Here is a 24,337-nt window from a genome sequence, read left to right on the forward strand (position 1 = left end):
TTGCGCCTGCGTTTCCTGCCTCTGCTGATATTCGTGCTGTTGCTTGCAGCGATCACCTGGGCCTATCTACCCGGAGTAGCTGGGCCCACATTGCTGGACGACCACAGTAGCCTGAATGCACTGGTCGGACTGGAAGACAACCCCGAGTTTGGCATTGAGTATATTCAGGGCGAGCAATCAGGACCCCTGGGCAGACCCGTGGCAATGTGGACATTTGTCGCCGAAAGGATCTACCTGGGCAGCGACATTGCCGTCACCAAGTCGGTCAACATTTCAATACACCTGTTAAACGGTGTTCTCGTGGCCTGGCTCCTGCTGTTGATGTTCAAACCATTGCAGTTGTCGGGTGCGGGCTACCTGGCTGTGGTATTGGCTGGGATCTGGTTGGCTTCGCCATTGTGGGTCAGCAGTGTGTTGTATGCCGTGCAGCGAATGGCGTTGCTGTCGACCAGTTTCATGCTGATGGCCCTGGTGAGCTATTGCTACTGTCGCGGCGTTTTGCATCGACCAGTACAGTTTTTTGTGACACTGGCGGTGCCGCTTGTATTTGTCCTGCTGGGCGTTTTCACCAAGGAGAACGCCATAGTCGTGATACCCATAATGCTTGTGTTGGAGCTGTTCTGGTTCCAATGCCGTGATCACCGCGGTGCCCAACTGTCCTGGTTCAAGCGAGGTGTCATTTTCTCAATTTTCATTGGTGCCGTTGCGCTTAGCCTGGCATTCGTGCTGAGTTTGGAGGGTATTGCTGCTTCCTATCGAGGTCGGGATTTCACGTTACCTGAGCGCTTGATGACTGAGGCGAGAGTGCTCTGGGACTATGTGCTGCAATTTGTATGGCCCGAGGTCGGGCGGATGGGGATTTACCACGACGACTTCATCATTTCCCGGTCGCTGTGGGAACCCGCCACCACACTGCCGGCCATACTTGCCTGGGTTGGCGTTGGAGCCGCGACGTTAGTGCTCGGCCTGGGTCCGTGGCGATGGGGCAAGCTGGTCGCCCTGGTGCCCGCCTGGTATATGCTCGGTCATGCAGTGGAATCGACGGTCCTGCCTTTGGAGTTGTACTTCGAGCACCGCAACTACTTTCCCGCGATAGGCTTACTACTGGCTCCCGCCCTTTTGTACGGCAAAGCTGTGCGGGTCTGGCCGGAGACGGCCAGACCTCTGTTGGTTTATGCAGGATTGGCGGCAGGTTGCCTGTTGTTCCTGACCAGCTCCCAGGCGCAGGTATGGTCCAGTAGGCCGCTGCTGGCGTTTAATCATGTCTCCGGACACCCAGATTCTTTTCGTGCCAACACTGATATGGCCGTCATCCTTGCGAGTCTGGGCGACTATGAGCGCGCTGCGGAATATTCTGAACGCGCAAGCGCGGTCAATCCACATCGTCGCAGTGGCGATTTTGGCGTTCGAAATATGGCACTGGCGTGCATGGCTAACGCCCGAGTTGAGGCCAAAGATATTGCGAGTCTGGGTGCAGAGGAGCGGCGCCCTCTCAGCTCATCGTTGGGCCTGGTAGTGCTGGTAAGGATGTTGGAGGAAGACCGCTGCCCGCGCTTTGATCGTTTCGCTTTTGCCGACCGCCTTGAAAGTCTTTACCTGGGCGAGGAGGCCAGTGCTCGGGGAAATCGTTCTGTGTATCTCGGGCTGGCGCTGTTGGAGAATGCCCTGCAGCGCTTTGAATACGCCGATCAGTACATAGATATCTATCTTGAGCTCCTGCCCGGTGACGTCAGGGCATTGCTCATGAAACTCCATTTTTCTGCAGCGATGCGAGATTCAGCGCAAGTGAAAAAGATCATCGCCCAATTGCAGCAACTGGATGCAGAAGGTAAATTGACTGAACGCCAACGCCAGACACTGGCCCTCTATCTGGAGAACTAATACGTGGATTTTTCCATCGTTATACCTGCCAAGGACGAAGAGCTGGGCCTGGCGAAAACGCTGCCGCTCTTGCGCGAGCACTATCCGGAAGCGGAGGTGGTGGTTGTTAATGACGGCTCTACCGACAACACACTGCAAGTGTGTGAAGAGTATGGTGTCAAGGTGGTGACTCACCCGTACCCCAAGGGCAATGGTGCTGCGATCAAGTCGGGCGCGCGTGCTGCGAACGGCAAATATATCGTGTTTATGGACGGTGACGGGCAACATAACCCGGCCGATATTGAGCGCCTGTTGTACAAGCTGGAAGAAGGTTACGACATGGTCGTCGGTGCTCGAGGAGGGCGCGAAGACCAGGCAAATATTGCGCGCTGGAGCGCTAATAGCCTCTATAACTGGCTTGCCAGCTGGATGGTAAATCGTCGTATTGATGATCTTACCTCGGGGTTTCGTGCGGTGAACCGGAAGAAGTTTCTCGGTTTTCTCTACCTGCTTCCCAACGGTTTTAGTTACCCCACCACGTCGACCATGGCATTTTTCCGCGCAGGTTATTCGGTGGGTTTTGTCCCGATCTCTGTCGCCCCCCGGTTGGGGAAAAGCCACATTAGCCTGGTGCGGGACGGGGTGCGCTTCTTCCTGATCATTTTCAAGATAGGCACATTGTATTCGCCGCTAAAGGTCTATTTCCCGATGTCGCTGCTGGTTTCGGGGATGGGCGTGTTGAACTACTTGATGGGCAGTCTTACGTCTGGGGGTTGGCGGTTCACGAATATGAGCACGCTGCTGATTCTCGCTGGCATGGTGATGTTCTTGATGGGGCTGCTCGCAGAGCAGCTCACCAACTTGCAGTACAAGGACGCGGTCGAGGAAGAGGACTGATCTTGTCTGGTACTGAGTGAGCGCGGCGAAAGCCGCGCCCACCTGGAGGGCAGAAATCAGGCGCCGTACTTGGCCTTGGCTTCTTTGCGTCGTGCGTGCAGCACCGGCTCTGTGTAACCGCTTGGCTGTTCTTTGCCCAGAAATACCAGATCGCAAGCGGCCTGGAATGCCACGTTGTCATCGAAGTTTGGTGCCATCTTTCGATACGCCGGGTCGCCGGCATTCTGCTCGTCAACCACAGCAGCCATCCGTTCAAGAGTTTCGCGTACCTGCTCTTCACTGCACACCCCGTGGCGCAGCCAGTTGGCGAGGTGCTGGCTGGAAATGCGCAGGGTGGCCCTGTCCTCCATCAGTCCTACATTGTTGATGTCCGGAACCTTGGAGCAACCAACCCCCTGATCTACCCAGCGCACCACGTAGCCAAGAATGCCCTGGGCGTTGTTGTCGAGCTCGCGTTGGATGTCGTTCTCGGAAAGGCCCTCTGCCCCCTTGAGAGGGATGCTGAGAATGTCGTCCAGCGACGCAGTTGGCCGCGAGCTCAGCTCGCGCTGGCGCTCCGCCACATTGACATCATGGTAGTGCATGGCATGAAGCGTCGCTGCGGTGGGTGAGGGCACCCACGCTGTGTTGGCGCCGGCCAGAGGATGGCCTACTTTGGCGACCATCATCTCTGCCATCATGTCGGGCATCGCCCACATACCCTTGCCGATCTGGGCCTTACCTGGCAGGCCGCAGGCGAGCCCCTGATCAACATTCCAGTCTTCATAGGCGTTGATCCAGGGCTCCTGTTTCATGGCGCCTTTGGGTGTCATGGCTGCTGCTTCCATGCTGGTGTGGATCTCGTCACCGGTGCGGTCGAGGAAGCCGGTGTTGATAAAGACCAGACGATCCTGGGCAACCCGAATGCAGGCTTTCAGGTTGACGGTGGTACGGCGCTCCTCGTCCATGATGCCCACCTTCAGGGTATTGCGCGCCAGGCCGAGTGCGTCTTCGATGCGGTCAAACAATTCGCAGGTAAACGCCACTTCTTCCGGTCCGTGCATTTTTGGCTTCACTATGTAGACACTGCCCTCGCGTGAGTTGCGCGGCTGGTCGGCACCTTTGTTCAGATCGTGCATGGCGATCAGTGCGGTGAACATACCGTCCATGATCCCCTCGGGAATTTCGTTGCCGGCGCTGTCGAGGATCGCGTCGTTGGTCATCAAATGGCCGACATTGCGCACGAACAGCAGGCTGCGTCCTGGCAGGGTGATAGTCGATCCGTCCACGGTGTTGTAGTTGCGGTCCGGGTTAAGGGTGCGGGTCTGGGCCTGGCCACCTTTCTGGAAGCTGTCGGTGAGGTCGCCACGCATCAGCCCGAGCCAGTTGCTGTAAACAACGGCCTTGTCGTCTGCGTCGACGGCGGCGATGGAGTCTTCACAATCCTGGATAGTGGTCAGTGCCGCTTCGAGTGCCAGGTCTTTGATGCCGGCCTTGTCGGTCGCACCAATAGGGCTGCTGGGGTCGATCTGGATTTCGATATGCAGGCCGTTGTGGCAGAGCAGGATGGTTTCAGGCTGTTCAGGCGCGCCGGTGTAGCCGCGCAGTTGGCTTGTGTCGGCCAGAGTCGTTGTCGAGCCGTCTTCCAGGCTGACCTGCAACCCACCGTCGGCGATGGCGTAGGTGGTCGCGTTGCTGTGATCACCCTGCGCCAGCGGGCAATGTTTGTTGAGAAAGTCGCGAGCGTAGGCGATAACACGGTCACCACGCACAGGGTTGTAGCCACCTGCGCGTTCGGCCCCGCCCTCTTCTGAAATGACATCGGTACCGTAGAGCGCATCGTACAGGCTACCCCAGCGCGCATTCGCTGCATTGAGTGCGTAGCGGGCGTTCATAACTGGCACGACCAATTGGGGGCCCGCAAGTGTTGCGACTTCGGGGTCTACATTACGGGTTGTGATGGTGAAATCTTCGCCTTCAGGCAGCAGGTAGCCAATTTCTTGCAGGAAGGCCTTGTAGGCGGCGCGATCGTAATCTGCACCGGGGTTGTGTTGGTGCCAACTATCAATCTGCGTTTGTAGCTGATCGCGTTTGGCGAGCAAGTCGCGATTTTTCGGTGCGAGGTCGCGGAGAATGGATTCCAGGGCGGTCCAGAAATCTGCCGGTGCAATACCGGTTCCCGGGGCGATGTCAGTTTCCAGTAGTTGGTGAAGTACGGGTGCGATGTGCAGTTCGCCCACTTGAATTCGATCTGTCATGGCATGGTCCTTGTGACACAGGGAAGGGGCTCCCCGACGGTGGGGCCCCAGTAACAGCGGGAATTTTAGGAGAGAGGGTTAAATTTAGCTAATTTATCGTTTTTATCGTTGCCATTCGTTTCGTGAATCGAGAGCCCGGGCCGCTCAAGCCGTCCGGGCGGCACCCTTAGAGTGTAGGCGCCTGGCCATCGAGCTCCCGGGCGGTGTCGGCGATCAGTTTGCGCAACCAGCGGTTGGCCGGATTGTGCTGCAGTAGTGGGCTCCAGGCCATCTTCAGTTCCAGTGGCGGGATCTCCAATGGCGGATCGCGCAGTACCACGCGGGGATTGTCGCGCTTGAGCTGTGCGGCGCGCGTTGGGAGGGTGACAATGAGATCGTTCTGCTCTGCCAGCGTCATCGCCGCCTGATAGTGGCGGGTGAATACTCTTATCTGGCGTTTCTTGCCGAGTTTGTCCAGCGCCGAATCTACCCAGCCCAGACGCTGTACGTCATCGGGGTTCACGCCCACACCGACACCCATGCCTGTTTTGCTGACCCAGACGTGGTCGCTGTCCAGGTAGTTGTCCAGGGTGAATTCGTCCAACAGCGGATGGCTGGCGTTGAGGACACAACTGAACGTGTCCTTCCACAGGAGTATCTGGTGAAAAGACTGCGGCATGGAGTCGAAACGGTTGATCACCATGTCCACCTTGCCCCGTTCAACATCCAGGAAGCTCACGTCGGAGGGGGTCATGATGTCGAGAGTGATGCCTGGCGCCATCTCTCGCAATTTCGCCAGTACGGCAGGGAAAAGAGTGGCCTCGGCGTAGTCGCTGGCCATGATCCGGAATACGCGATGAGCCTCTGCTGGCTCGAATTCGCTGCGCGGTTGGACCGCCCGATCGATGTTGGTGAGCACTTCGCGTACCACTGGTTCAAGTTCCAGGGCGCGCTCCGTCGGTGTCATACCTTCGCTGGTGCGCACCAGCAGTGGGTCATCAAACAGTTCCCGCAGGCGGCGCAGACCATTGCTCATGGCCGGCTGTGACAGGTTTAGCTGGTTGGCAGCCTGGGTGACGTTGCGTTCCCGCAACAGGGCGTCCAGGTAGACCAGCAGATTGAGATCAATTCGATTGACGTTCACGGGCTCTCCGCATTCACTAAATGAATGTTGAAAATACTATGTATAGCGTAGGGGAATTATACGCGTGCAGATAGAATTGCCAAACTCTACGGCCATTGACCAAAGTCTAATCGCCGGGCAGCCTTCGCGCGTATAATCGCGTATCCAAAATCGCACCTAGATATGTAGCTGGAATTAGCAGGAGTTAGCATGGGAACTTATCGCGCCCCCGTTGAAGATATGAACTTTCTCGTCGACGAAGTCCTCGATGTGGAGAGAGTGCTCGGCGGATTGCCGGATTTCGCCGATTATGGCCTGGGATCCGAACTGACCACTGCGCTTATCGATGAGGCAGCAAAGCTGGCGGGCGATGAGCTTGCGCCGTTGCGCAGGGTGGGGGACGAGCATCCTGCGACCTGTGCAGATGGTGTGGTCACTGCTTCTCCGGGCTTCGAAGACGCTCTGAACAAGCTGGGCGAAGGTGGCTGGATTGGCATATCTTCCGACGCAAATTATGGCGGCCAGGGGCTGCCGGAAATCTACAATACCGTCGGCACAGAGATGTGGAATGCCGCCAACCTCGCGCTGGGTCTGGCTCCCATGCTCTCAAGCGGCGCGGCTCTTGCGATTCACGCTCACGGTACCGAGGAGCAGAAGCAAACCTATCTCGAGAAAATGCATAGTGGACAGTGGATGGGCACTATGAACCTCACAGAGGCGGGCGCCGGCTCCGACCTTGGCGTGATGAAGGCCACTGCCGTGCCTGAGGGTGATCACTATCGGATCAAGGGACAGAAAATCTACATTACCTGGGGCGACCATCAGGCCACGGACAATATTATCCACCTGGTGCTCGCCAAGCTGCCGGGTGCCCCCGCGGGAAGCCGTGGCATTTCCCTGTTCATTGTGCCCAAGTTTCTGATCAATGAAGACGGTTCCCTGGGAGAGCGCAATGACGTATATCCCGTTTCCACCGAACACAAATTGGGCATTCACGGCAGTCCGACTTGCGTGATGGCTTTCGGCGACAATGAGGGCGCGCTAGGCTACCTGCTCGGCGAGCCTAACAATGGCCTGGCCTGTATGTTCACCATGATGAACGAAGCGCGTTTGAAAGTCGGTGTGCAGGGTCTGAGCGCTTCTGACGGTGCTTTGCAAAAAGCGATCGCATATGCCCGGGAGCGGGTTCAGGGTGGGGTGCCCATTATTGAGCACGCTGACGTAAAACGCATGCTGCTGGTGATGCGTTCTCTCACCGAATCCATGCGCGCTTTGGCTTACACCGAAGCCATTACCATGGATCTCGCTCATCGAGGTCCCGAGGCAGAGCGTGATGCTCAACAGCGTCGTGTCGACCTCATGATTCCGGTTATCAAGGGCTGGCTCACTGAGGTAGGCCAGGAAGTGGCTTCTCTCGGTGTCCAGGTGCATGGCGGTATGGGCTACATCGAAGAGACGGGGGCGGCCCAGTACCTGCGCGATGTTCGTATCACCCCAATCTATGAAGGCACCAACGGTATTCAGGCAGCCGACCTCGTTGCCCGTAAGCTGGGGCGTGACGGCGGCGCTACTATGGAGTTCGTCGCCGGTGAAATTCGCGCAACCATCACCCAGTTGGAAACGTCCGGTGATGTGCGTCTGGCTCCGCTGGCGGCGGCCCTGGCGACAGCGCTGTCTGATCATGAGCGCACGACCCAGGTCGTGCTCGAGGCGTTGCGAGACGATGCCGCGGTTGCCATGGGGGCCAGTTTTGAATACATGATGCAGACCGGCTACCTGCTGGGTGGTTGGCATATGGCGCGCAGTGCGCTGGTGGCGCTGGAGAAGCTCGGTGCTGGTAGTGACAACCCTTTCTATGAGGCCAAGATAGCTACCGCAGGTTTCTACGCGGAGCAGATTCTGCCTCGTTGCGCAGGCCATGCAGGCGCTGTGGCAGGGGCCGCAGGCCAGCTGCAGTCCTTCCCTCTTGAGTGGATGTGATATGACAGCGTTCTCTACTCCTGATCTCGCTGACGAGCATCCTGATGTCAGGGCGATAGAATTGCAGTTCACCAATTATGGCAGTCACGCACGTTTTTCGGGCCCGGTGGTTACGATCAAGTGCCACGAGGACAACTCGCTGGTGAAGGCAGCGGTCGCCGAGCCGGGCGAAGGCCGGGTAATCGTGGTCGACGGCGGTGGTTCGTTGCGGCGAGCGTTGCTGGGCGACATGCTCGCCGAAAAGGCTGCCGCCAATGGCTGGGCCGGCCTGGTGATCAACGGTGTTATTCGTGATGTAGACCAGATTGGAGTGACTGAACTGGGTGTTCAGGCTCTGGGCACAACCCCTTTGAAGACTGAGAAACTCGGCGAAGGCCAACGCGATGTGACCATCGCTTTCGGCGGGGTAACGATTGTTCCCGGAGAGTACGTTTACGCCGACAATAATGGCGTACTTGTCAGCGCTGTGGCTCTGCTATAGCAGGCGCATAGACAGATCCAACGCCTTGCAGTCTTTGGTCAAGGCGCCGATGGAAATAAAGTCGACGCCTGTTTCGGCGATGGGCCTGAGGGTCTTGTCGGTAACATTGCCAGATGCCTCGAGCTCTGCCGCTCCGGCTGCTGTTGTCACGGCGGCCCGCATATCTTCCAGTGAAAAATTATCCAGCATGATTCTGTCGGCGCCGGCCGTCAGCGCCTGCTCCAGTTCACCGGGTGTTTCTACTTCCACTTCTACCGGCTTCCCCGGGGCGATTTCGCGTGCCCTCGCTACCGCAGCGGCAATTCCCCCGCAGGCTGCAATATGGTTCTCCTTGATCAGAAAAGCATCGTACAAGCCGATCCGGTGATTATGACAACCACCGCAGCTCACGGCGTACTTTTGCGCGATGCGCAGGCCGGGTATGGTTTTGCGCGTATCCAGTAGGCGCACGCCGGTATCTGCCACGAGTCCGGCGTAGCGCGCGCATAGTGTGGCGGTGCCTGAAAGCATCTGCAGAAAGTTGAGGGCGCAGCGCTCGGCAGTCAGCAGTGCGCGAGCCGGGCCTGAAAACGTGAACAGCGTGTCATTGGGTGCTATGGCAGCTCCATCCTCGCATTCCCACACGATTTTCACATCAGGATCTACCTGGCGGAATGTTTCGTCCACCCAGGCTCGGCCACACAAGATACCGGCTTCGCGCGTGATTACCCGTCCGCTGGCCACTGTATCGGCGGCGATCAGTCGCGCTGTGATATCGCCGTCGCCGACATCTTCTGTCAGGGCAGCAGTAACGTTGGCCTGAATCAGTGCAGGTGCCGGTGGCAGGAGGAGGGGGTTGGTCTGGGACATACTTTTCTGGCCTTTTTCCGGGGCGCTGATTGTAGCAGGGCACGCGCACCCGGGCTAACGTCAGGAGGCGTTGAGTGACAGTGCGCTACTGGCCTATTATGCAGGCATGGGTTTCAACCAGATACAGGGAAAGACATGAGCGCGGCGATCAGCAATGGCTGGCTGCGGGACGCCAGGCATGCGCCCTCACCAAACTGTGAAGTCCGCCCGGCAGGCTGTTCGCCTGAGCTGTTGGTGATACACAATATTTCCCTACCTCCTGGCCAGTTCCACGGCAATTGTATCGAGGAGTTTTTTTGCAATCGTCTGGATTGGGACGCCGATCCCTTCTTTGAAGAGATCCGTGATGTCAGGGTGTCGGCACATTTGCTGATTCGTCGCGACGGTGAGCGGGTCCAGTTCGTCAGCTTCGACGAGCGGGCATGGCATGCTGGCCAATCCTGTTTTGAGGGGCGCGACAACTGCAACGACTTCAGTATCGGTATTGAGCTGGAAGGCAGTGACGATATCCCCTATACCGAGCTTCAGTACCGAGCCCTGGAGGAGGTGACCTTATTACTGTTCGCGGCCTACCCCGGCATGACACCGGGGCGAGTGACCGGGCACTCAGACATTGCTCCCGGGCGTAAGACAGATCCGGGGCCGGCTTTTGACTGGGCGAAATACCGACGAAATATCGATGTGGAGGGGGAGATAGCGTGACTTTTTTAGCGATGATTCTGGCGTTGGTTCTCAGCATGGTCTGGTCGTATCGTGGCATCCTTCACCAAGATGACTGGTATGCTCGGCTGAAGGCTCAAGTGGCCGGGCTCGGGCTAGGTGAAGGCATCGCCGTCGCCATTCAGGTGGGCCTGCCGGTGCTCGCAGTCACCCTGTTGCTGGAGCAACTCGAGCGCGTTCTTTTCGGCCTCCCCTGGATTGTGGCCGCGAGTTTTTTGTTGCTCTATTCGCTGGGGCGGGTCAATACCGGGCAGTGGGCCGAAAGGTACCGCTCGCAGTGTCGTCGCGGGGATTTTGAAGCGGCATTGCTAGATGCCAATGAGCAGTCTCCCGATGCCACTGACACTGAGGGCGCTGCCCCCCACGACCCTCAGAGTGTGCATCTAACGGTCCAGAGGGCTCTGCTGCAGGCCGAGATGCGGGGGTGGTTTGGCGTACTCTTCTATTTTGTACTTCTGGGCCCCGCCGCTGCTCTGGCTTACCGTCTGCTCGACCTCAGTGCGGAGCCGGGTAAGGGCCACTGGTGGATGAATGTTGCTGATTGGTTGCCCTCGCGGCTCGCTGCTGCCTCATTCATGGTCATGGGTAATTTTGTCGATAGCGTTGATGAGTGTTACGAGGGCTTCAGGCATCCGGAAATGTCAGCCAACGCTCTGCTGCTGAGTGTTGCCAGGGCCGCCGTCAGCCATGACAAGATCGCCCCTCCAGTCGACGGTTTCGGTGATTTCGCAGCCCGCCAGAACGAAGAGCTCAGTGCTCTGGTTCATCGCGGAGCGATCTGCTGGTTGCTGGTGATCTCTCTCTGGGCAATGGCGGGGTGAACCCCGTCGGGATTTTGGGCAGAATCGTGGGCAGCTGCTAAGCTTTCCTGTCACCGCCGGCCGTCGGGGCCGTGACAGGAAAGCGTATGCCTGATACTGACGCTACTGAATCCACGCTGCCATCATTGGATGCAGCCCTTCCAGGGCTGCGCCCGAGAAATCGTCTGATTGCCACCATTGTCTACCATCCGGATCTGACGCGAGTGGGCGACTACGCTTTGATTCCCCGGTCGCGCGCACCCATCATTCTCGGCCGCGAAACCATGGGGTTTCGCCAAGTCCCAGGCGGGCGTGAGAGGTACCTGGATGAACCCTATTTGAGCCGTCGCGCACTCTGTATAGAATTCACAGCGGCGGGCCTCCATCTGCAACGCGAACCTCACGCGAGTCGCTGCCGTGTTGACGGCGCGGAACTTGACGGCGATCTATTGATCGATCAAGAGCAGTTGGAGCGGGGCGTGGCCATTTTGCTGGCTCACTGTGTGGTGTTGTGGCTCGCGATGGGGCAGGAGCGCGAGGCAGAAACCGAGGCGCTCGATTATGGTCTGGTCGGTTCCAGTAGCTACACCCAATCACTGCGGCACCAGTTGGCGCAGGTGTCCGGCACCGATATGGATGTTCTTCTGCGTGGTGCGACGGGGACTGGCAAGGAAGTTCTGGCGAGGGCAATACATGCCTCTAGCAATCGTAGCCAGCGGCGTATGGTCACAGTGAATATGGCGGCTATACCGGCGTCGCTGGCACCCGCGGCCCTGTTCGGTGCAAACCGGGGGGCATACACCGGCGCTGACAAGAGCCGCCCTGGCTACTTCCAGCAAGCAGCTGGGGGAATACTGTTTCTGGATGAGATCGGCGACGCCCCCGCTGAGGTGCAGCCCCAACTCCTGCGCGCTTTGCAGGAGCGCGAGATCCAGGCAGTGGGGGGTGAGGTGACAAAAGTGGAGCTTCGCGTCATCTCCGCTACTGACGCAGATGTCGACAACAAAGAGAGTGGGAACGGTTTCAATGCGGCTTTACGTCATCGCCTCGCGGCGCTGGAGATTGTGTTGCAGCCGCTCAGTGCACACCGCGAGGACCTTGGCGAGTTACTCAGCTATTTTCTCCAGCAGTCGTTCGCGGGACAGGGGCGTGAACGGCTTCTGACCGGGCCAGAAAACACCGCCAGAAAGGTGGCCGGTTGGGCGAATTTTTACTACGAGTGCCTGCGCTGCGATTGGCCTGGAAATATTCGCCAGCTGCAGAATGCCTGCCGCCAGGTAGCGGTGGCGAGCCGCACGGCGCTGGTGGTCCCCGCTCCCTTGCTCGATATGTTCATGCAGGGCGCCGCGCGCGGCGGTCCTGGTGTCAGTGAAGCGCCCACTGTCGAGCAGCGCTTGCGCCAGATCGCGGATGTGACTGAGGAGGAATTTGCCAAGGCGATGCATGAGCATGAATGTGAGGTGCGCCCGGTTGCTCGCAGTCTGAATGTGAGTCGACAGGCGGTGTATAGAAAAATCGCCAGTGATGAGCGTTATCGTCTCGCTGCTGATATCTCTGAGGACGAACTGCGCGACGCTCTGGCCCGGTGCAGTGGGGATGCTGAGAAAGTCGCCCGCCAACTCGAAATTTCTCCCAGCGGTCTAAGGGCCCGCCTGCGTCAGGAGCAGGCCCTGCACCGGGGTCCGTGAAAACGTCGATAGGCCCTTACGAACTGGTCCGCCTGATCGAGTCAGGTGGACAGGGGCAGGTCTATCTTGGCTACGATTCGCGCCTCCATCGGCAGGTCGCTATAAAAATTCACCGCCTGCCCGATGGACGATTGGCGCGCAAAACGGCCATGCGCGAGGCTCGTCTGGTGGCGAGTTTGCGCGATGAACGCGTGGTTAGAATCTACGATGTCATTGAATCATCAGGTTATCTGGTGCTTGTCATGGAGTATGTCCCCGGCGTCGATCTGGAGCATCTATTGGCAAACACCCGACTCCGCGTCAGCAGCGTCCTGAGGGTGTCGAGTGATGTTGCAGCTGCGCTGGCTGCAGCGCGCCAGATCGGAGTGGTCCATGGCGATATCAAGGCTTCCAATGTGCTTGTCACTGCCGACGGGCGGGCCCGCCTCGTAGATTTCGGTATCGCCAGTGGGCTTCCGGGAGCCAATGATATCGTCACCGGGGGCAGTCTCTCGGCAGTGGCGCCGGAGCAGCTGTTGGGCGAGACTGTCGATGTGCGCGCAGATCTCTTCGCCCTGGGGCGCTTGCTCTATCGCATGCTGACTGGCGAGCACGCATTCCCGAGTACATCTCACGCTGCCCGACAGGCTCTATTGGCCGAGCACTACCCCCTGTCGGCACTGGATGCCCCAGAAGTGGCTGCCGAGGTTCCTCCGGCGCTGGTCAGCCTGGTGCGGCAATTGTTGCAGCGCGACCCTGCCAAGCGGCTTCAGGATACGCATCAGGTGCGACGCATCCTGCGTGCACTGCGCCTTGAACAGTCATCGGCGGGCTCGTCGGACCTGTTGCAGCAAGCGAAACCGAGTTTTCGGCCTGAATCGGCAACCGATGTGCCGCTGGAAATTCCGGGCCAGCTGCAGGAACGTCGGCTGGGCGCCAGGCGCGGCGCAGCGTTACGCGCCATCTGGAGCAAATGGATGCCCGCTTCAACGGCCGGGCGAATCGGGCTGCTCGGTGCTGCGGTGCTTTTCTGTGCGGGCTTTGCATGGTGGATACAGCCTGAGGTAGTTGCGATAGAGATAGATTTAACGGATGTAGATCCCCAATCTGCCGCCTGGGCCGCGCCGCAAGTCGATGTGAGCGCAATTGGGTTGTTGCTCAGTCGCGAGCTGGAGTCGCATATTCCCGGGGTGCGTCTGGGTGGGGCCGCGCGCCCCAGTGTGGTTTACGGTGGCGCGGCGGAGCTATCAGAATCGCGAGATATCGTGGCGGTACGTCTCCGTTGCGCCGATGCGATCTGTCTTTTGGCACTGGAACGCCAGGGCTCCTCTGGCCAGGGCAGGGCACAGCGGCTGCTTTTTGCGGACGCTGCGCCGGAACGCTGGGCATTGGAGATCAGGCACCTTGTTGCCGCTGTGTATCCGGATTAGTAGAAGGCGACCGATGACGCAAGCAGGTACTGGGCGAGAAAATACAGTGGTGTGCCCCAAAGCTGGTTGTAGCGCGACGAGCTGATGAATTGGCGTCGGGCCACGGCGAGATCCGAAATCGCAAATGCCCAGGCCCCTGAAATGATAAGAGCGCTGGCCGGCAGTCCCATCGTCCCGCCAGCGACAACCAGCATCGAAGCGATGACGAGAATATAGAGGGGTACTGCATATCGCATCACCCCGGAAATATGTGGGATCAGCCAGCGGAGGCTCCCCGTAACCAGGCCTGTCGCGAGAAGCAATGAAGTCCATAGTCCGGTGGCATTCATAGGCAGAAGCGCAAACGCCGCGACGTAGGCGAGATGGCCGCTAAGAAACGCGACGAGCCCTAGCAGGAAGGCATCTTCGCGTTCGAACATCAACGCCAGATCACCGACCATGCAGAGCGCAAGACCAATTAGAAGCGTGGTGCCATAACTGGATTGAGTTGCTCCCAGCGACCAGGCCAGCCAGATAAAAGCCAGTGCGGACAGGGGCTTAAACAGGTAGCGCCCAGGGCGCCAGCCGCGAAAGTCGCAGGCTACGAGCGCCAGGGTTGAGAGTAATCCCATCGCCAGAGGAAGCCCGGCTGAATCCCAGAAAGCGTCAGGCATGTCTAATTTGCTCCAGTAGTTTGCTATTCAGCGGGGCCGCAACGCCTAGCTGATCAGCCCTGGCGACAAGGTGGCCAGTAATGAAATCGATCTCAGTGGGCCGGTCGGCCAGGGTATCTTGAAGCATGGAAGATCGATTTTCTGCAGTATTTTCGATGACAGTAAAGGCGTCATGCTCGATGTTGTTGGCGGTGCTCTCAAAGCCTGCGGCGGCGGAAACCCGGGCGATTTCACTGCATAGCTGTCGCACCTGGGCCGCCAGCTCAGGCCGGGTCGCTAGCGCTCCGTTCTGGCAGCGGTGTATGGCGGTGAGTGGGTTGATGGCGCAATTGATGGCCAGTTTGTGCCATAGCGCGGGCTCGATGCTTTCAGTCCATCGACATTTCAAGCCGAGGTTTTGCCAGGGAGTGAACCAGTCTGCCGGAGCGCTTGCGGTCATTGCGCCCACCAGTGTTACCCCTTGGCCGGCGTGACAGAAATCCCAGGGGCCTCGCCGAAAAACACCCTCCGTGGTGGTCGCGCTGTACAGCGTGATGTCGGGTGCAATTTGAGCGACCTGGTCTGCATAGCCAAGGCCGTTGACCAGCAGTACCACGTCAGCTCCGAGGGCCAGCCGATGGCGCACAGACCCGATAGCTGAAACCACGTCGTAGGCCTTGGTGGTGACGAGCAACCGCGAAATTTGATCTGCTGCGGAGGCTGGAGTGCTGGCCAGCTGCCGGTTGTAGGTCTTGCCGTCCCGCTCAAGAGTCAATAAAGGTGCGCTAGCGGCGCAGTCGCGCAGCACCAGCGTGGTTGTAATCCCCTGCGCTGTGAGGGCGTCGGCAAACAGGCAACCAATAGCCCCTGCACCGAGAATGTGCCAGCTTGTGGGCATGTGAGTCTCGCGATAGTAGCAGCGACACACTATGCCATTGTTTGATCCTGCGGAGGAAGTCATCCAGATTGCATCGGCGGAAATGCGAGCATAAACTAGGAGACCTATAAAAATTAGCCCGGGGAGTCGTCAGCCCGGCCAGCGTGGGTGGTACATGGCAGATAAAAACGGTACAGGCCGTTTGCACCGGGAAGAAATCCAGGGTGCCCCTCCGGCGACTTCACGCGCGGAATTGCGCGAGCGCCGTATCTCCGAAACCGTTCCGCTCAATCGTTATCTCTACCAGCAATGCCAGCAATTCGAACACATGCTGTTGGATGCTCCCGATTTAACCTCACTGCTTGAGGTGCTGATTTTCAGCTTCCCGCGCCATTTCTCTTACAGGGTGGCCGAACTCTGGCTGCTTGATCCGGAGGGAAGCCTGGATGAGCTGATTGCCGGTGGCGAACGCTTCGGGCATTACCTGCAGATTCATCATGACGCCTTTGCGCTGCAGGAGCTTTACGATCTGGAGCCGGATGTGGAGCTGATCGACGCGACCGATTCCAGGATGTTTGAAGTCCTCAAGTCTGAGCACGGCATTGACTACGCACTGATGATGCCGCTCATGGAATCGGGCCGTCTGATCGGCAGTCTGCATCTGGGTATTCAGGAAGAGGGGCTCAGCTTCGGAGAGGCCGAAGAGGATCTTATCGCCCATATTGCAGCTATCGTGTCTCGCAGCTACCGCACCGGGGTTCAGCGCCAGCATGTAGAGAGCCTGATTCGTCTCGATCCGCTGACCCGGGTCGCTAATGCACTTGGTTTTCAGCAGGATCTGTCCCGTGAAATTTCGCGGGCGCGGCGAAATAACCAGCCGATCACGGTGCTGCTCATGGAGATCGACGAGTACGCCGAGCTGCACGACCACTATGGCGAAGAACGCAGCCAGTTCGTTTTGAAACGAGTAGCGCAGCGAATTTCGTCTGACTTGCGCCTTACCGATATGATGGCGCGGCTGGAACATTCCCGTCTTGCGGTATTGCTGTGCGGGTGTGGCGAGGCGCTGGGGCAGGATATCGCCGAGCGGATGCGGCAGGATATAGAGGACTTTGCTATCGATGATGGACGCGGTGCCGTGCTTCAGGTCACCATAAGCGTTGGCCTTGTCTCCTGGGAACCTCAGCACTACCCGGCGGTTGATATGAAGCAATTGGCCAGACAGATAGAATCGGTAGGTGAGAAAGCGTTAGAATCAGCGCGCGCGATGGGCGGCAATAACACCAACATTTCGCGCCTGAGTACCCTGATAGTTTGAGGACCCCCTGTGACAAAACAGCTGACAACACTATTTGAAAACAACCGCCAATGGGCTGAGCGGGTAAAAACAGACGACCCGGAATTTTTCGAACGCCTGGCAGCGCAACAGAGCCCCGATTATTTATGGATTGGCTGTTCTGACAGCCGTGTTCCGGCGAACCAGATCGTTGATCTGTTGCCGGGAGAAGTCTTTGTGCACCGCAATGTGGCCAACATCGTGGTCAATACCGACCTGAACTGCCTTTCGGTCATGCAGTACGCGATAGAAGTGTTGCAAGTCAAGCACGTGATGGTTGTCGGGCATTATGGCTGTGGCGGCGTGGCGGCGGCTTATGGCGACAGCGATACTGGCCTGGTCGATAACTGGCTGCGCAATATCAAGGATGTACTGGCTGCCCACAGCCCCGAACTTGATGCAATTGCCGATGAGAGTGAGCGTTTGGATCGGCTGGTAGAGCTCAATGTGGAGCATCAGGTGGCCAATGTGTGTCACAGCTCCATCGTCCAGAATGCCTGGGCCCGTGGGCAGTCGCTCTCGGTTCACGGTTGGGTATACAGCCTCAAGGACGGACTGTTGCGCGACCTCGGCTGCGCGGTAGACGGCCCCGAGGGCGTGGCTAAGCCCTATCGCCTATCGCCTGGCGGCTGAGCGTCCAGACACAATGACGCCGGAGCGTATTGCCAGGCTGCGGGGAGTCCTGGACCGGCGCCAACCTGACCTCACCGTGGTCACCGATTTTGTCCACAAACAGCGCAACTTATCCGCCATTGTTCGCAATTGTGACGCTGTCGGTGTGGCGCAGATGCACGCTGTGGTGGGCGATGAGGACTATACCGCCTTCCGCGGCACCGCCATGGGTTCGCATACCTGGGTAGATGTCATCAGGCACAGCTGTGCTGGCGATGCCCTCGCTGGGTTGCGGTCGGAGGGTTTTCAGACTGTGGCGGCTCATTTGGATGATTCAGCGGAGGATTACCGAAGTGTGGACTACACGCGGCCCACTGCCTTGGTGCTTGGGGCGGAGCGACGCGGTTTGAGCGCGGTCGCCGCCGCGCAGGTAGACCAGTGTGTCACTATTCCCATGGTCGGTATGGTGGAATCCTTCAATGTGTCGGTTGCTGCCGGTATTATTCTCGCTGAGGCGCAGCGGCAACGGCAGGAAGCGGGCATGTACGATCGTCCTCGCCTGGATCGGGACATTTATGAGCGAACCTACTTCGAGTGGGGGCACAGTTCGGTCGCTGAGTTCTGTCGCGAGCGGGGCCTGGCCTATCCCTCACTGAATGAGGAGGGGGAGATCGACTGTCCTTCAGACTGGTATGCAAGTGTACGGCGCGGTGAGGCGCCCCTCTCAGGAGCTGAAAATGGATAATCTACTGATATTGCTGGTCGCAATATTCGGCGGAATTGCGCTGATTTCCTTCGTTCTTGAGCGATTTGCCAAGCCGATGGAGCCAGAGCAGGCGCAGAAACTGAGCCGCTGGATATACCCGCTGGTCGGCCTCTCCCTCGTTCTGGCGATAGGGCGTTATTTTTTGCAGGGATAATTCCTTGGAAACTCCGCAATCGCGCGGTTTTAACTTTAGTCTTTGCCCCCTATAATCGAGCGAATCTATCAACCTGCGCGCGAAGCGTGCACAGAGAGAGCAGTCAGTCCTTGCCAGCCCAGTGGCTCAGCAAAACCAGCGACGTTTCAGGCCGGATCAGTGCCTTCATTGATCCTGTGCTGCGCCAGATTGGCCAGCCGACGAATTTACGCCGTATCCGCAATTTCGCCATCGTCCTGCTTGTTTGCTGGCTGCTATATTCGCTTGCCCGGATTGTCTGGGCACTCGCCGTTCCCGCAGAAGAGATCAGCCAGGTCGCCCCTGCCATCAACCCCATCCAGTTTCAGGGCGACAGCGTCGGCCGGGCGGAGGTCGATATTGAGGCCATGCGCGACTGGCACCTGTTTGGCGAAGTTGGCGCAGAGGCACCCGCCGTGATTGAAGAGGTAGTCACTGAGACCAGTGACGCGTTGGCCCGCGAAGGGATTGAGAAGGGCGCTCGTGAGTCGCGCCTGCAGCTGAAATTGCGCGGCGTGGTGGCGTCTACTGAGGACGGTCTCGGTCACGCCATTATTGAGCATCGTAACAAGCAGGCAGTTTATGCCGTTGAAGATAAATTGCCGGTGTCGGGCCGGGTAACCCTGGCCAAGGTGATGCAGCGACAGGTGGTGCTGGATAACGGCGGTACTTACGAGTTGCTCACCCTGTTTGAAGAAACGGAACTGGATGTCCAGGCCGATACCCGGAGTAAACCCGCACCGCAGCGCAAGACGCTGACGAAGGCGGAAGTAGACAAGCGCAGTGATACCTCGGCGACTGAACTCGCCCGAGGGTACCGGGAGCGGCTCTATCAGAATCCCCAGTCACTGGCCGAGGTGGTCAATGTGGCAGCAGTGCGCAACGACGGCAACCTGCAGGGTTACCGCGTATCGCCGGGCAAGGACAAGGATCAGTTCAAGCAACTGGGATTTAAATCCGGTGATCTCGTTACCAGCGTGAATGGCATTGCGCTCGATGACCCTTCCAACACCATGCGCCTTTACCAGACTTTGCGCACTGCGACGGAGGCGGTTTTCGAACTGGAGCGCGGCGACCAACCAGTATCCATCACGGTGAGCCTGGGCGAGACGCAGGCACAATGATGATCGCACTCAGGACAGAGGACAATATTTCGTGAGAGCACTTTTTTCCCAGCTACGTATACCCCTGGGGGCTGTCTTGCTGGCGTTGGCCGTTACTGCCGGGCCATCATCCGCTCAGGACTTTACGGTTAACCTGAAAGAAACTGACATTCAGGAGCTAATCAAGTTCGTGGCGGAGGTCACGGGAACGACCATCGTTGTCGACCCCGCGGTCAAGGGCAAGGTCAAAGTGGTGTCCAGTAAACCGGTCTCCCGCGACGAGCTGTACGATCTGTTCTTGTCGATCCTTGAAGTGCATGGATATACAGCGGTGCGCAGCGGCGGTGTTGTTCGCGTTATCCCGAGCAAGGATGCACGCTCGTCACCGGTTTCCATTGCGGATGAAAGCCGCCGCCCGGCGGATGAATATGTCACCCAGGTTATTCGGCTGGACAATATCTCCGCCGCAAAACTGATTCCGGTGCTGCGTCCATTGGTACCCCAGCAAGCCCATATGGCCGCCTACGCGCCGAGTAATGCCATCATTATTTCCGATGTCTCGGCCAATATTGATCGGATCCGCGGCATCATCGAGCGGATGGATAACTCCGCTGTGCAGCAAACCGACATTATTCAACTGCGCTATGCGGTGGCTGAAGATGTGGTGTCGATGATCGATCAGCTCAGTAAATCGGAAGCCAAGCAGAGCGGTGGTGCGGAGCCCGAAATGTTGCTGGTGGCTGACTCCCGCACCAATAGTGTTTTGGTTACCGGGGATGAGTTGGAGCGAGCCAGGGCGGCTCAGTTGATTCGTCATCTTGATACGCCGCTGGAGCAAAGTGGCAATGTGAAAGTGGTGTACCTGGAATACGCCCAGGCCACCGAAATCGCGGAAGTTCTGACCCGCGTTATGCAGAATATCGACAAGCTGGATGAGGGCGAGGGCAAGCGTCGCGCCAGTGGCAACACCTCCACGATTGAAGCGGATGAGGGTACCAATGCGCTGATTATTACCGCCGATGCAGACGAGATGGCGGCGCTGGAGGCGGTGATTCATCGTCTTGATATTCGTCGAGCCCAGGTGTTGGTAGAGGCCATTATTGTTGAAATGACAGCCTCGGATGCTCAGGAACTCGGTCTGCAGTGGTTGTTTGCCAATGACGGGGGCTTTTACGGCAGCAATATCAACAGCCAAAGTACGGCGGAGCGCCTTGCGGGCGCCATTACCCCCCCCGACGATGGTGATGATGGCGATTCAGGGGACGGCAGTTTCAGCTCCCAGGATCTGGCGGGTGCTCTGGCCGGGATTCCCGGTATGTCTCTGGGCTGGGGTAGCGTGGATGATGACCTGACGATGACCGTCGTGCTCAACGCGCTGAAGACCGCGGGCAATGCGAACATTCTGTCGACACCCAGCCTGCTCACCCTGGATAACCAGGAGGCCTATATCACGGTTGGCCAGAACGTACCCTTTATCACTGGTTCCTATACCAACACAGGTTCCAATAGCGGTTCCACCAATCCTTTCCAGACCATCGAGCGTGAGAACGTGGGTATTACCCTGTCGGTCACACCGCGCATTAATGAAGGTAACTCGGTGGTGCTGGATATTGAGCAGGAGGTATCGAACGTTATCGTAGGTGCCTCGGCGATTTCTGACGCGGCTGACCTGATCACCAGTGAACGTAAAATTCAGACCACGGTTCTGGCCAATGACAACCAGATCGTGGTGCTCGGTGGTCTTATAGAGGACAGCGCCCAGGACGGCCAGCAGAAGGTGCCTATTCTTGGCGATATTCCGTTCCTGGGACGCCTCTTTCGCAGTGATGCGGTCGAGGTAGACAAGACCAATCTGCTGATTTTTATTCGTCCCACAATTATTCGTGACGACGCACAAATGGACGGCGCGACCGCGGAGAAATACCGCTACATTCGCGATCAGCAGTTGCTCCGCCGGGAGCAGGGGCTGATGTTCCTCGATGACGGGAACCTGCCGGTACTGCCCGAGTGGGATGAGCAGATCAAACAGCTGGAACAGATGACGGACGAGGCCGCACCTGGTGACGGTTGAGGCCGACATAGCGCCCGAACCCCTGCAGGGCGGTCAGCCCGCTGGCAGGCGCAGCCTGCCGTTTGCGTTTGCGCAGCAGCAGGGTGTGCTGTTGGTCGACGGCAGTGAAGGACCTGAAATTCTCTATCACGGCAAGCCGGCGCTTCAGGTATTGGTCGAATTACGCCGTTTCCTGCAGCAGCCGTTTTCTTTGCACGAGGTTGGCGCCGAGGAGTTTCAGCGCCGCCTGACGGTTGCCTATCAACGCGATAACAACGAGGCGGTGCAAATGGCTGAGGACATCAGTGCTGATGTCGATCTCAGTCGACTCGCGGACGAAATTCCCGAGGCCGGAGACCTCATGGAAGCGGAAGATGACGCGCCCATCATTCGGCTGATCAATGCCATCCTGTCACAAGCTGTGCGTGATAAGGCCTCGGATATCCACGTTGAAACCTTCGAAGATCGGCTGAGCGTGCGCTATCGCATTGACGGTGTGCTTGCTGAAGTGCTCTCGCCCAAACGTATGCTTGCGCCGCTGCTGGTGTCCCGGCTCAAGGTAATGGCCAAACTGGACATCGCGGAAAAGCGCGTGCCTCAGGATGGTCGTATCTCGGTGAGGATAGCCGGCCATGCGGTAGATATTCGGATGTCTACGATCCCCTCTGCGCATGGCGAGCGGGTCGTTCTGCGCCTGCTCGATACCGCCGCAGGCCAGTTACAGCTCGAACAGCTGAATATGAATGAGCAGGTACAGGAGGCCTATGGACGCCACCTGCACAGTCCGCACGGGATTATCCTGGTTACAGGACCTACCGGTTCGGGTAAAACCACCACGCTTTACGCCGGCCTTTCCAGCATCAATGAGAGCTCGCGGAATATCCTGACGATTGAAGACCCGGTTGAGTACATGTTGCCGGGAGTGGGTCAGACCCAGGTCAATACCAAGGTGGATATGACCTTTGCCCGCGGACTGCGCGCTATTCTCCGGCAGGACCCGGACGTCGTCATGGTGGGGGAGATTCGCGACATTGAGACTGCTGAAATTGCGGTGCAGGCATCGCTGACGGGCCACCTGGTGCTGTCGACTTTGCATACCAATACGGCCATTGGCGCCGTTACCCGGTTAAAGGATATGGGGGTGGAGCCTTTTCTGTTGTCGTCCAGCCTGCTGGCGGTCATGTCCCAGCGTCTCGTGCGTCTACTGTGCCCTGAGTGCAAGGAGTCGGCTCCTGCGACCGAAGGCGAGTCTGAGCTGCTCGGGTTGGCTGCTGGCGAGGATGTACAGCTTTTCCAGCCCCGCGGTTGCAAGCACTGTAACTACTCAGGCTACCGCGGCCGGACCGGTATCTACGAATTGATCGAAGTGGATACGACCCTGCGCGGCCTTATCTATGAAGGCGCGAGTGAGCAGGACATGCTCGCCCATGCACGCGAACACTACCCCGGGATCGAAGGAGACGGACGCCGCCGTATTCTCGCCGGCGAAACCAGCATAGCGGAAGTCCTCCGCGTCACCGCCGTCAGCTGAGCCGAGGCCACACATGACTGCCTATCGCTACCGCGCACTCAACCAGGAAGGCAAGCTGGTTAAAGGTGTTGTTGAAGGTGACTCCGAGCGCCAGGTACGAGGCCAGTTGCGCAGCAAGAGCCTGCGTCCGGTAGAAGTGGCAGAGGCAAATCGTCAGGCCGCGAACACCGGCAGTTGGCGGCCCACACTGTTTAAGCCCCGTATTAGTCCGGGGGATCTGGCGATGGTCACGAGACAATTGTCGACCCTGGTACAAAGCAACCTGCCGATTGACGAAGCGCTGCAGGCAGCTGCAGAGCAGAGCCGCAGTGCGCGGATCAAAGGGCTTCTGTTGCAGGTGCGCAGCCGGGTGGCAGAGGGCTATACCCTGGCCTATGCCATGGGTGAATTTCCTCAGGTTTTCAACGAAATGTACAGGGCGATGGTCAACGCGGGCGAGCACGCCGGTTTTCTGGGCCCGGTCCTGGAACAGTTGGCCGACTACACCGAGCAGCGCCAGTACACCGGCCAGAAGTTGAAAATGGCGATGATCTACCCCTTTATTCTGGTGGGTGTCGCTGTCGCAGTTGTCACGGCCTTGATGGTGTTCGTGGTGCCCGAACTGGTGGGAATCTTCACCCACTCCAGTCGGGAACTCCCGGCGCTGACCAGAGGTCTGATAGCCAGCAGTGATTTTTTGCGAGAGTGGGGCGGGTGGATGCTGCTGGTGCTGGTCGCCCTTGTGGTTGTGGTCCAACGCTTGCTGCGCAATGAAGGACGCAAGCGAGCCTGGCATAGCCTGCTGTTGCGAGTGCCTGGTATCTCTCGCCTGATTATCGCCCTCGATACGGCCCGTTTCGCGTCCACCCTGAGCATCCTGATGGCGAGCGGCGTGCCGCTGCTTGAGTCACTGCGGATCGCAGGCCAGGTACTCACCAATCGGGTGTTGCGCGAAGATAGTCAGAAGGTCGCGGAGATGGTAGCCGAGGGAGGCAGTTTGCACCGTGCGTTGCGTGAGAGCGGGCGTTTCCCGCCGATGATGGTGCATATGGTGGCCAGCGGCGAGGCCAGTGGCGAACTTGAGACAATGCTGGAGCGTTCAGCGAGTAATCAGGAGCGCGAACTTGAGATGACGCTCGGTACAATGATGGCCCTGTTTGAACCGCTGATGGTTGTGGTGATGGGCGGCCTGGTACTGATGATTGTACTGGCTATCCTGTTGCCAATTTTTGATTTGAACACAATGGTGAAATGAC

21 protein-coding genes are annotated in these 24,337 nt (G+C 58.3%); 16 read left to right on the forward strand and 5 right to left on the reverse strand.

What is annotated here, in order from left to right; all coding sequences use genetic code 11:
* Both EY643_RS04705 and EY643_RS04710 read left to right on the forward strand, forming a co-directional pair.
* The gene (locus EY643_RS04705) at positions 1-1,881 is read left to right on the forward strand and encodes a tetratricopeptide repeat protein (protein ID WP_152661105.1); all 1,881 of its coding nucleotides are present in this window, start codon (positions 1-3) and stop codon (positions 1,879-1,881) included.
* A gap of 3 nt (positions 1,882-1,884) precedes the next feature.
* Positions 1,885-2,757: a glycosyltransferase family 2 protein gene (locus tag EY643_RS04710; protein ID WP_152661106.1), complete on the forward strand. Its 873-nt coding sequence runs from the start codon at positions 1,885-1,887 to the stop codon at positions 2,755-2,757.
* A 56-nt stretch (positions 2,758-2,813) separates the two neighbouring features.
* Here EY643_RS04710 and EY643_RS04715 read toward each other — a convergent pair whose 3' ends face one another.
* Entirely contained in the window at positions 2,814-4,994 is a 2,181-nt protein-coding gene (locus tag EY643_RS04715; protein ID WP_152661107.1) for a malate synthase G, read from the reverse strand.
* Positions 4,995-5,160: 166 nt separating this feature from the next.
* Positions 5,161-6,117: a LysR family transcriptional regulator gene (locus EY643_RS04720; protein WP_152661108.1), complete on the reverse strand. Its 957-nt coding sequence runs from the start codon at positions 6,115-6,117 to the stop codon at positions 5,161-5,163.
* Between the two features lie 189 nt (positions 6,118-6,306).
* Between EY643_RS04720 and EY643_RS04725 the strand changes: the two genes are divergently transcribed.
* Both EY643_RS04725 and rraA read left to right on the forward strand, forming a co-directional pair.
* Positions 6,307-8,076 carry an acyl-CoA dehydrogenase gene (locus EY643_RS04725; RefSeq protein ID WP_152661109.1) on the forward strand — a complete coding sequence of 590 codons (1,770 nt, stop codon included), beginning with the start codon at positions 6,307-6,309 and terminating at the stop codon, positions 8,074-8,076.
* A gap of 1 nt (position 8,077) precedes the next feature.
* Positions 8,078-8,557: a ribonuclease E activity regulator RraA gene (rraA, locus tag EY643_RS04730; RefSeq protein WP_152661110.1), complete on the forward strand. Its 480-nt coding sequence runs from the start codon at positions 8,078-8,080 to the stop codon at positions 8,555-8,557.
* Here rraA and nadC read toward each other — a convergent pair.
* Complete coding sequence (gene nadC, locus EY643_RS04735; protein ID WP_152661111.1) at positions 8,552-9,406, reverse strand: carboxylating nicotinate-nucleotide diphosphorylase; 855 nt, start codon at positions 9,404-9,406, stop codon at positions 8,552-8,554. The two genes, rraA and nadC, sit on opposite strands and share 6 nt — an antisense overlap.
* Before the next feature lie 135 nt (positions 9,407-9,541).
* Here nadC and ampD point away from each other — a divergent pair, with 135 nt between their 5' ends.
* The 4 genes from ampD to EY643_RS04755 all read left to right on the forward strand — a co-directional run bounded on the left by ampD (position 9,542) and on the right by EY643_RS04755 (position 14,023).
* Positions 9,542-10,108: a 1,6-anhydro-N-acetylmuramyl-L-alanine amidase AmpD gene (gene ampD, locus EY643_RS04740; protein WP_152661112.1), complete on the forward strand. Its 567-nt coding sequence runs from the start codon at positions 9,542-9,544 to the stop codon at positions 10,106-10,108.
* Positions 10,105-10,947, forward strand: coding sequence for a regulatory signaling modulator protein AmpE (gene ampE / locus EY643_RS04745; protein ID WP_152661113.1), 843 nt, complete (start codon positions 10,105-10,107; stop codon positions 10,945-10,947). The genes ampD and ampE overlap by 4 nt, the downstream gene beginning before the upstream one ends.
* Before the next feature lie 86 nt (positions 10,948-11,033).
* The gene (locus tag EY643_RS04750) at positions 11,034-12,614 is read left to right on the forward strand and encodes a sigma 54-interacting transcriptional regulator (protein WP_152661114.1); all 1,581 of its coding nucleotides are present in this window, start codon (positions 11,034-11,036) and stop codon (positions 12,612-12,614) included.
* Positions 12,611-14,023 carry a serine/threonine-protein kinase gene (locus EY643_RS04755; RefSeq protein WP_152661115.1) on the forward strand — a complete coding sequence of 471 codons (1,413 nt, stop codon included), beginning with the start codon at positions 12,611-12,613 and terminating at the stop codon, positions 14,021-14,023. Before EY643_RS04750 ends, EY643_RS04755 begins: the two co-directional genes overlap by 4 nt.
* Here EY643_RS04755 and EY643_RS04760 read toward each other — a convergent pair.
* Both EY643_RS04760 and EY643_RS04765 read right to left on the reverse strand, forming a co-directional pair.
* Positions 14,020-14,676 (reverse strand): lysoplasmalogenase, encoded by a 657-nt coding sequence (locus EY643_RS04760; protein WP_152661116.1) that lies wholly within the window; start codon positions 14,674-14,676, stop codon positions 14,020-14,022. The genes EY643_RS04755 and EY643_RS04760 overlap by 4 nt on opposite strands.
* Positions 14,669-15,553, reverse strand: a complete 885-nt coding sequence (locus EY643_RS04765; RefSeq protein WP_170287280.1) for a 2-dehydropantoate 2-reductase — start codon at positions 15,551-15,553, stop codon at positions 14,669-14,671. Before EY643_RS04765 ends, EY643_RS04760 begins: the two co-directional genes overlap by 8 nt.
* Positions 15,554-15,707: 154 nt before the next feature.
* Here EY643_RS04765 and EY643_RS04770 point away from each other — a divergent pair, with 154 nt between their 5' ends.
* From EY643_RS04770 to gspF, 8 genes are all read left to right on the forward strand, one after another.
* Positions 15,708-16,850: a diguanylate cyclase domain-containing protein gene (locus tag EY643_RS04770; RefSeq protein ID WP_152661118.1), complete on the forward strand. Its 1,143-nt coding sequence runs from the start codon at positions 15,708-15,710 to the stop codon at positions 16,848-16,850.
* 9 nt (positions 16,851-16,859) lie between these two features.
* Complete coding sequence (gene can / locus EY643_RS04775) at positions 16,860-17,501, forward strand: carbonate dehydratase (RefSeq protein WP_152661119.1); 642 nt, start codon at positions 16,860-16,862, stop codon at positions 17,499-17,501.
* Between the two features lie 13 nt (positions 17,502-17,514).
* Positions 17,515-18,225 (forward strand): tRNA (guanosine(18)-2'-O)-methyltransferase TrmH, encoded by a 711-nt coding sequence (trmH, locus tag EY643_RS04780; RefSeq protein ID WP_152661120.1) that lies wholly within the window; start codon positions 17,515-17,517, stop codon positions 18,223-18,225.
* Positions 18,218-18,400, forward strand: a complete 183-nt coding sequence (locus EY643_RS04785) for a hypothetical protein (protein WP_152661121.1) — start codon at positions 18,218-18,220, stop codon at positions 18,398-18,400. Before trmH ends, EY643_RS04785 begins: the two co-directional genes overlap by 8 nt.
* Positions 18,401-18,510: 110 nt before the next feature.
* Positions 18,511-19,542 (forward strand): type II secretion system protein GspC, encoded by a 1,032-nt coding sequence (gspC, locus tag EY643_RS04790; RefSeq protein ID WP_240732823.1) that lies wholly within the window; start codon positions 18,511-18,513, stop codon positions 19,540-19,542.
* 31 nt (positions 19,543-19,573) lie between these two features.
* Positions 19,574-21,592 (forward strand): type II secretion system secretin GspD, encoded by a 2,019-nt coding sequence (gene gspD / locus EY643_RS04795; RefSeq protein WP_152661122.1) that lies wholly within the window; start codon positions 19,574-19,576, stop codon positions 21,590-21,592.
* The gene (gene gspE, locus EY643_RS04800) at positions 21,582-23,102 is read left to right on the forward strand and encodes a type II secretion system ATPase GspE (protein ID WP_420841636.1); all 1,521 of its coding nucleotides are present in this window, start codon (positions 21,582-21,584) and stop codon (positions 23,100-23,102) included. The genes gspD and gspE overlap by 11 nt, the downstream gene beginning before the upstream one ends.
* Positions 23,103-23,115: 13 nt before the next feature.
* Positions 23,116-24,336, forward strand: a complete 1,221-nt coding sequence (gspF, locus tag EY643_RS04805; RefSeq protein WP_152661124.1) for a type II secretion system inner membrane protein GspF — start codon at positions 23,116-23,118, stop codon at positions 24,334-24,336.
* The last annotated feature ends 1 nt before the right edge of the window (position 24,337 follow it).

Source organism: Halioglobus maricola, assembly GCF_009388985.1.
Classification (GTDB): Bacteria; Pseudomonadota; Gammaproteobacteria; order Pseudomonadales; family Halieaceae; genus Halioglobus; species Halioglobus maricola.

Coding starts and splice junctions, on each gene's coding strand:
- EY643_RS04715 (WP_152661107.1), bottom strand. CDS start 4,994: ATGACAGATCGAATTCAAGTGGGCGAACTGCACATCGCACCCGTACTT.
- EY643_RS04725 (WP_152661109.1), top strand. CDS start 6,307: ATGGGAACTTATCGCGCCCCCGTTGAAGATATGAACTTTCTCGTCGAC.
- rraA (WP_152661110.1), top strand. CDS start 8,078: ATGACAGCGTTCTCTACTCCTGATCTCGCTGACGAGCATCCTGATGTC.
- nadC (WP_152661111.1), bottom strand. CDS start 9,406: ATGTCCCAGACCAACCCCCTCCTCCTGCCACCGGCACCTGCACTGATT.
- ampD (WP_152661112.1), top strand. CDS start 9,542: ATGAGCGCGGCGATCAGCAATGGCTGGCTGCGGGACGCCAGGCATGCG.
- EY643_RS04750 (WP_152661114.1), top strand. CDS start 11,034: ATGCCTGATACTGACGCTACTGAATCCACGCTGCCATCATTGGATGCA.
- EY643_RS04760 (WP_152661116.1), bottom strand. CDS start 14,676: ATGCCTGACGCTTTCTGGGATTCAGCCGGGCTTCCTCTGGCGATGGGA.
- EY643_RS04765 (WP_170287280.1), bottom strand. CDS start 15,553: ATGCCCACAAGCTGGCACATTCTCGGTGCAGGGGCTATTGGTTGCCTG.
- EY643_RS04770 (WP_152661118.1), top strand. CDS start 15,708: ATGGCAGATAAAAACGGTACAGGCCGTTTGCACCGGGAAGAAATCCAG.
- trmH (WP_152661120.1), top strand. CDS start 17,515: ATGACGCCGGAGCGTATTGCCAGGCTGCGGGGAGTCCTGGACCGGCGC.
- EY643_RS04785 (WP_152661121.1), top strand. CDS start 18,218: ATGGATAATCTACTGATATTGCTGGTCGCAATATTCGGCGGAATTGCG.
- gspF (WP_152661124.1), top strand. CDS start 23,116: ATGACTGCCTATCGCTACCGCGCACTCAACCAGGAAGGCAAGCTGGTT.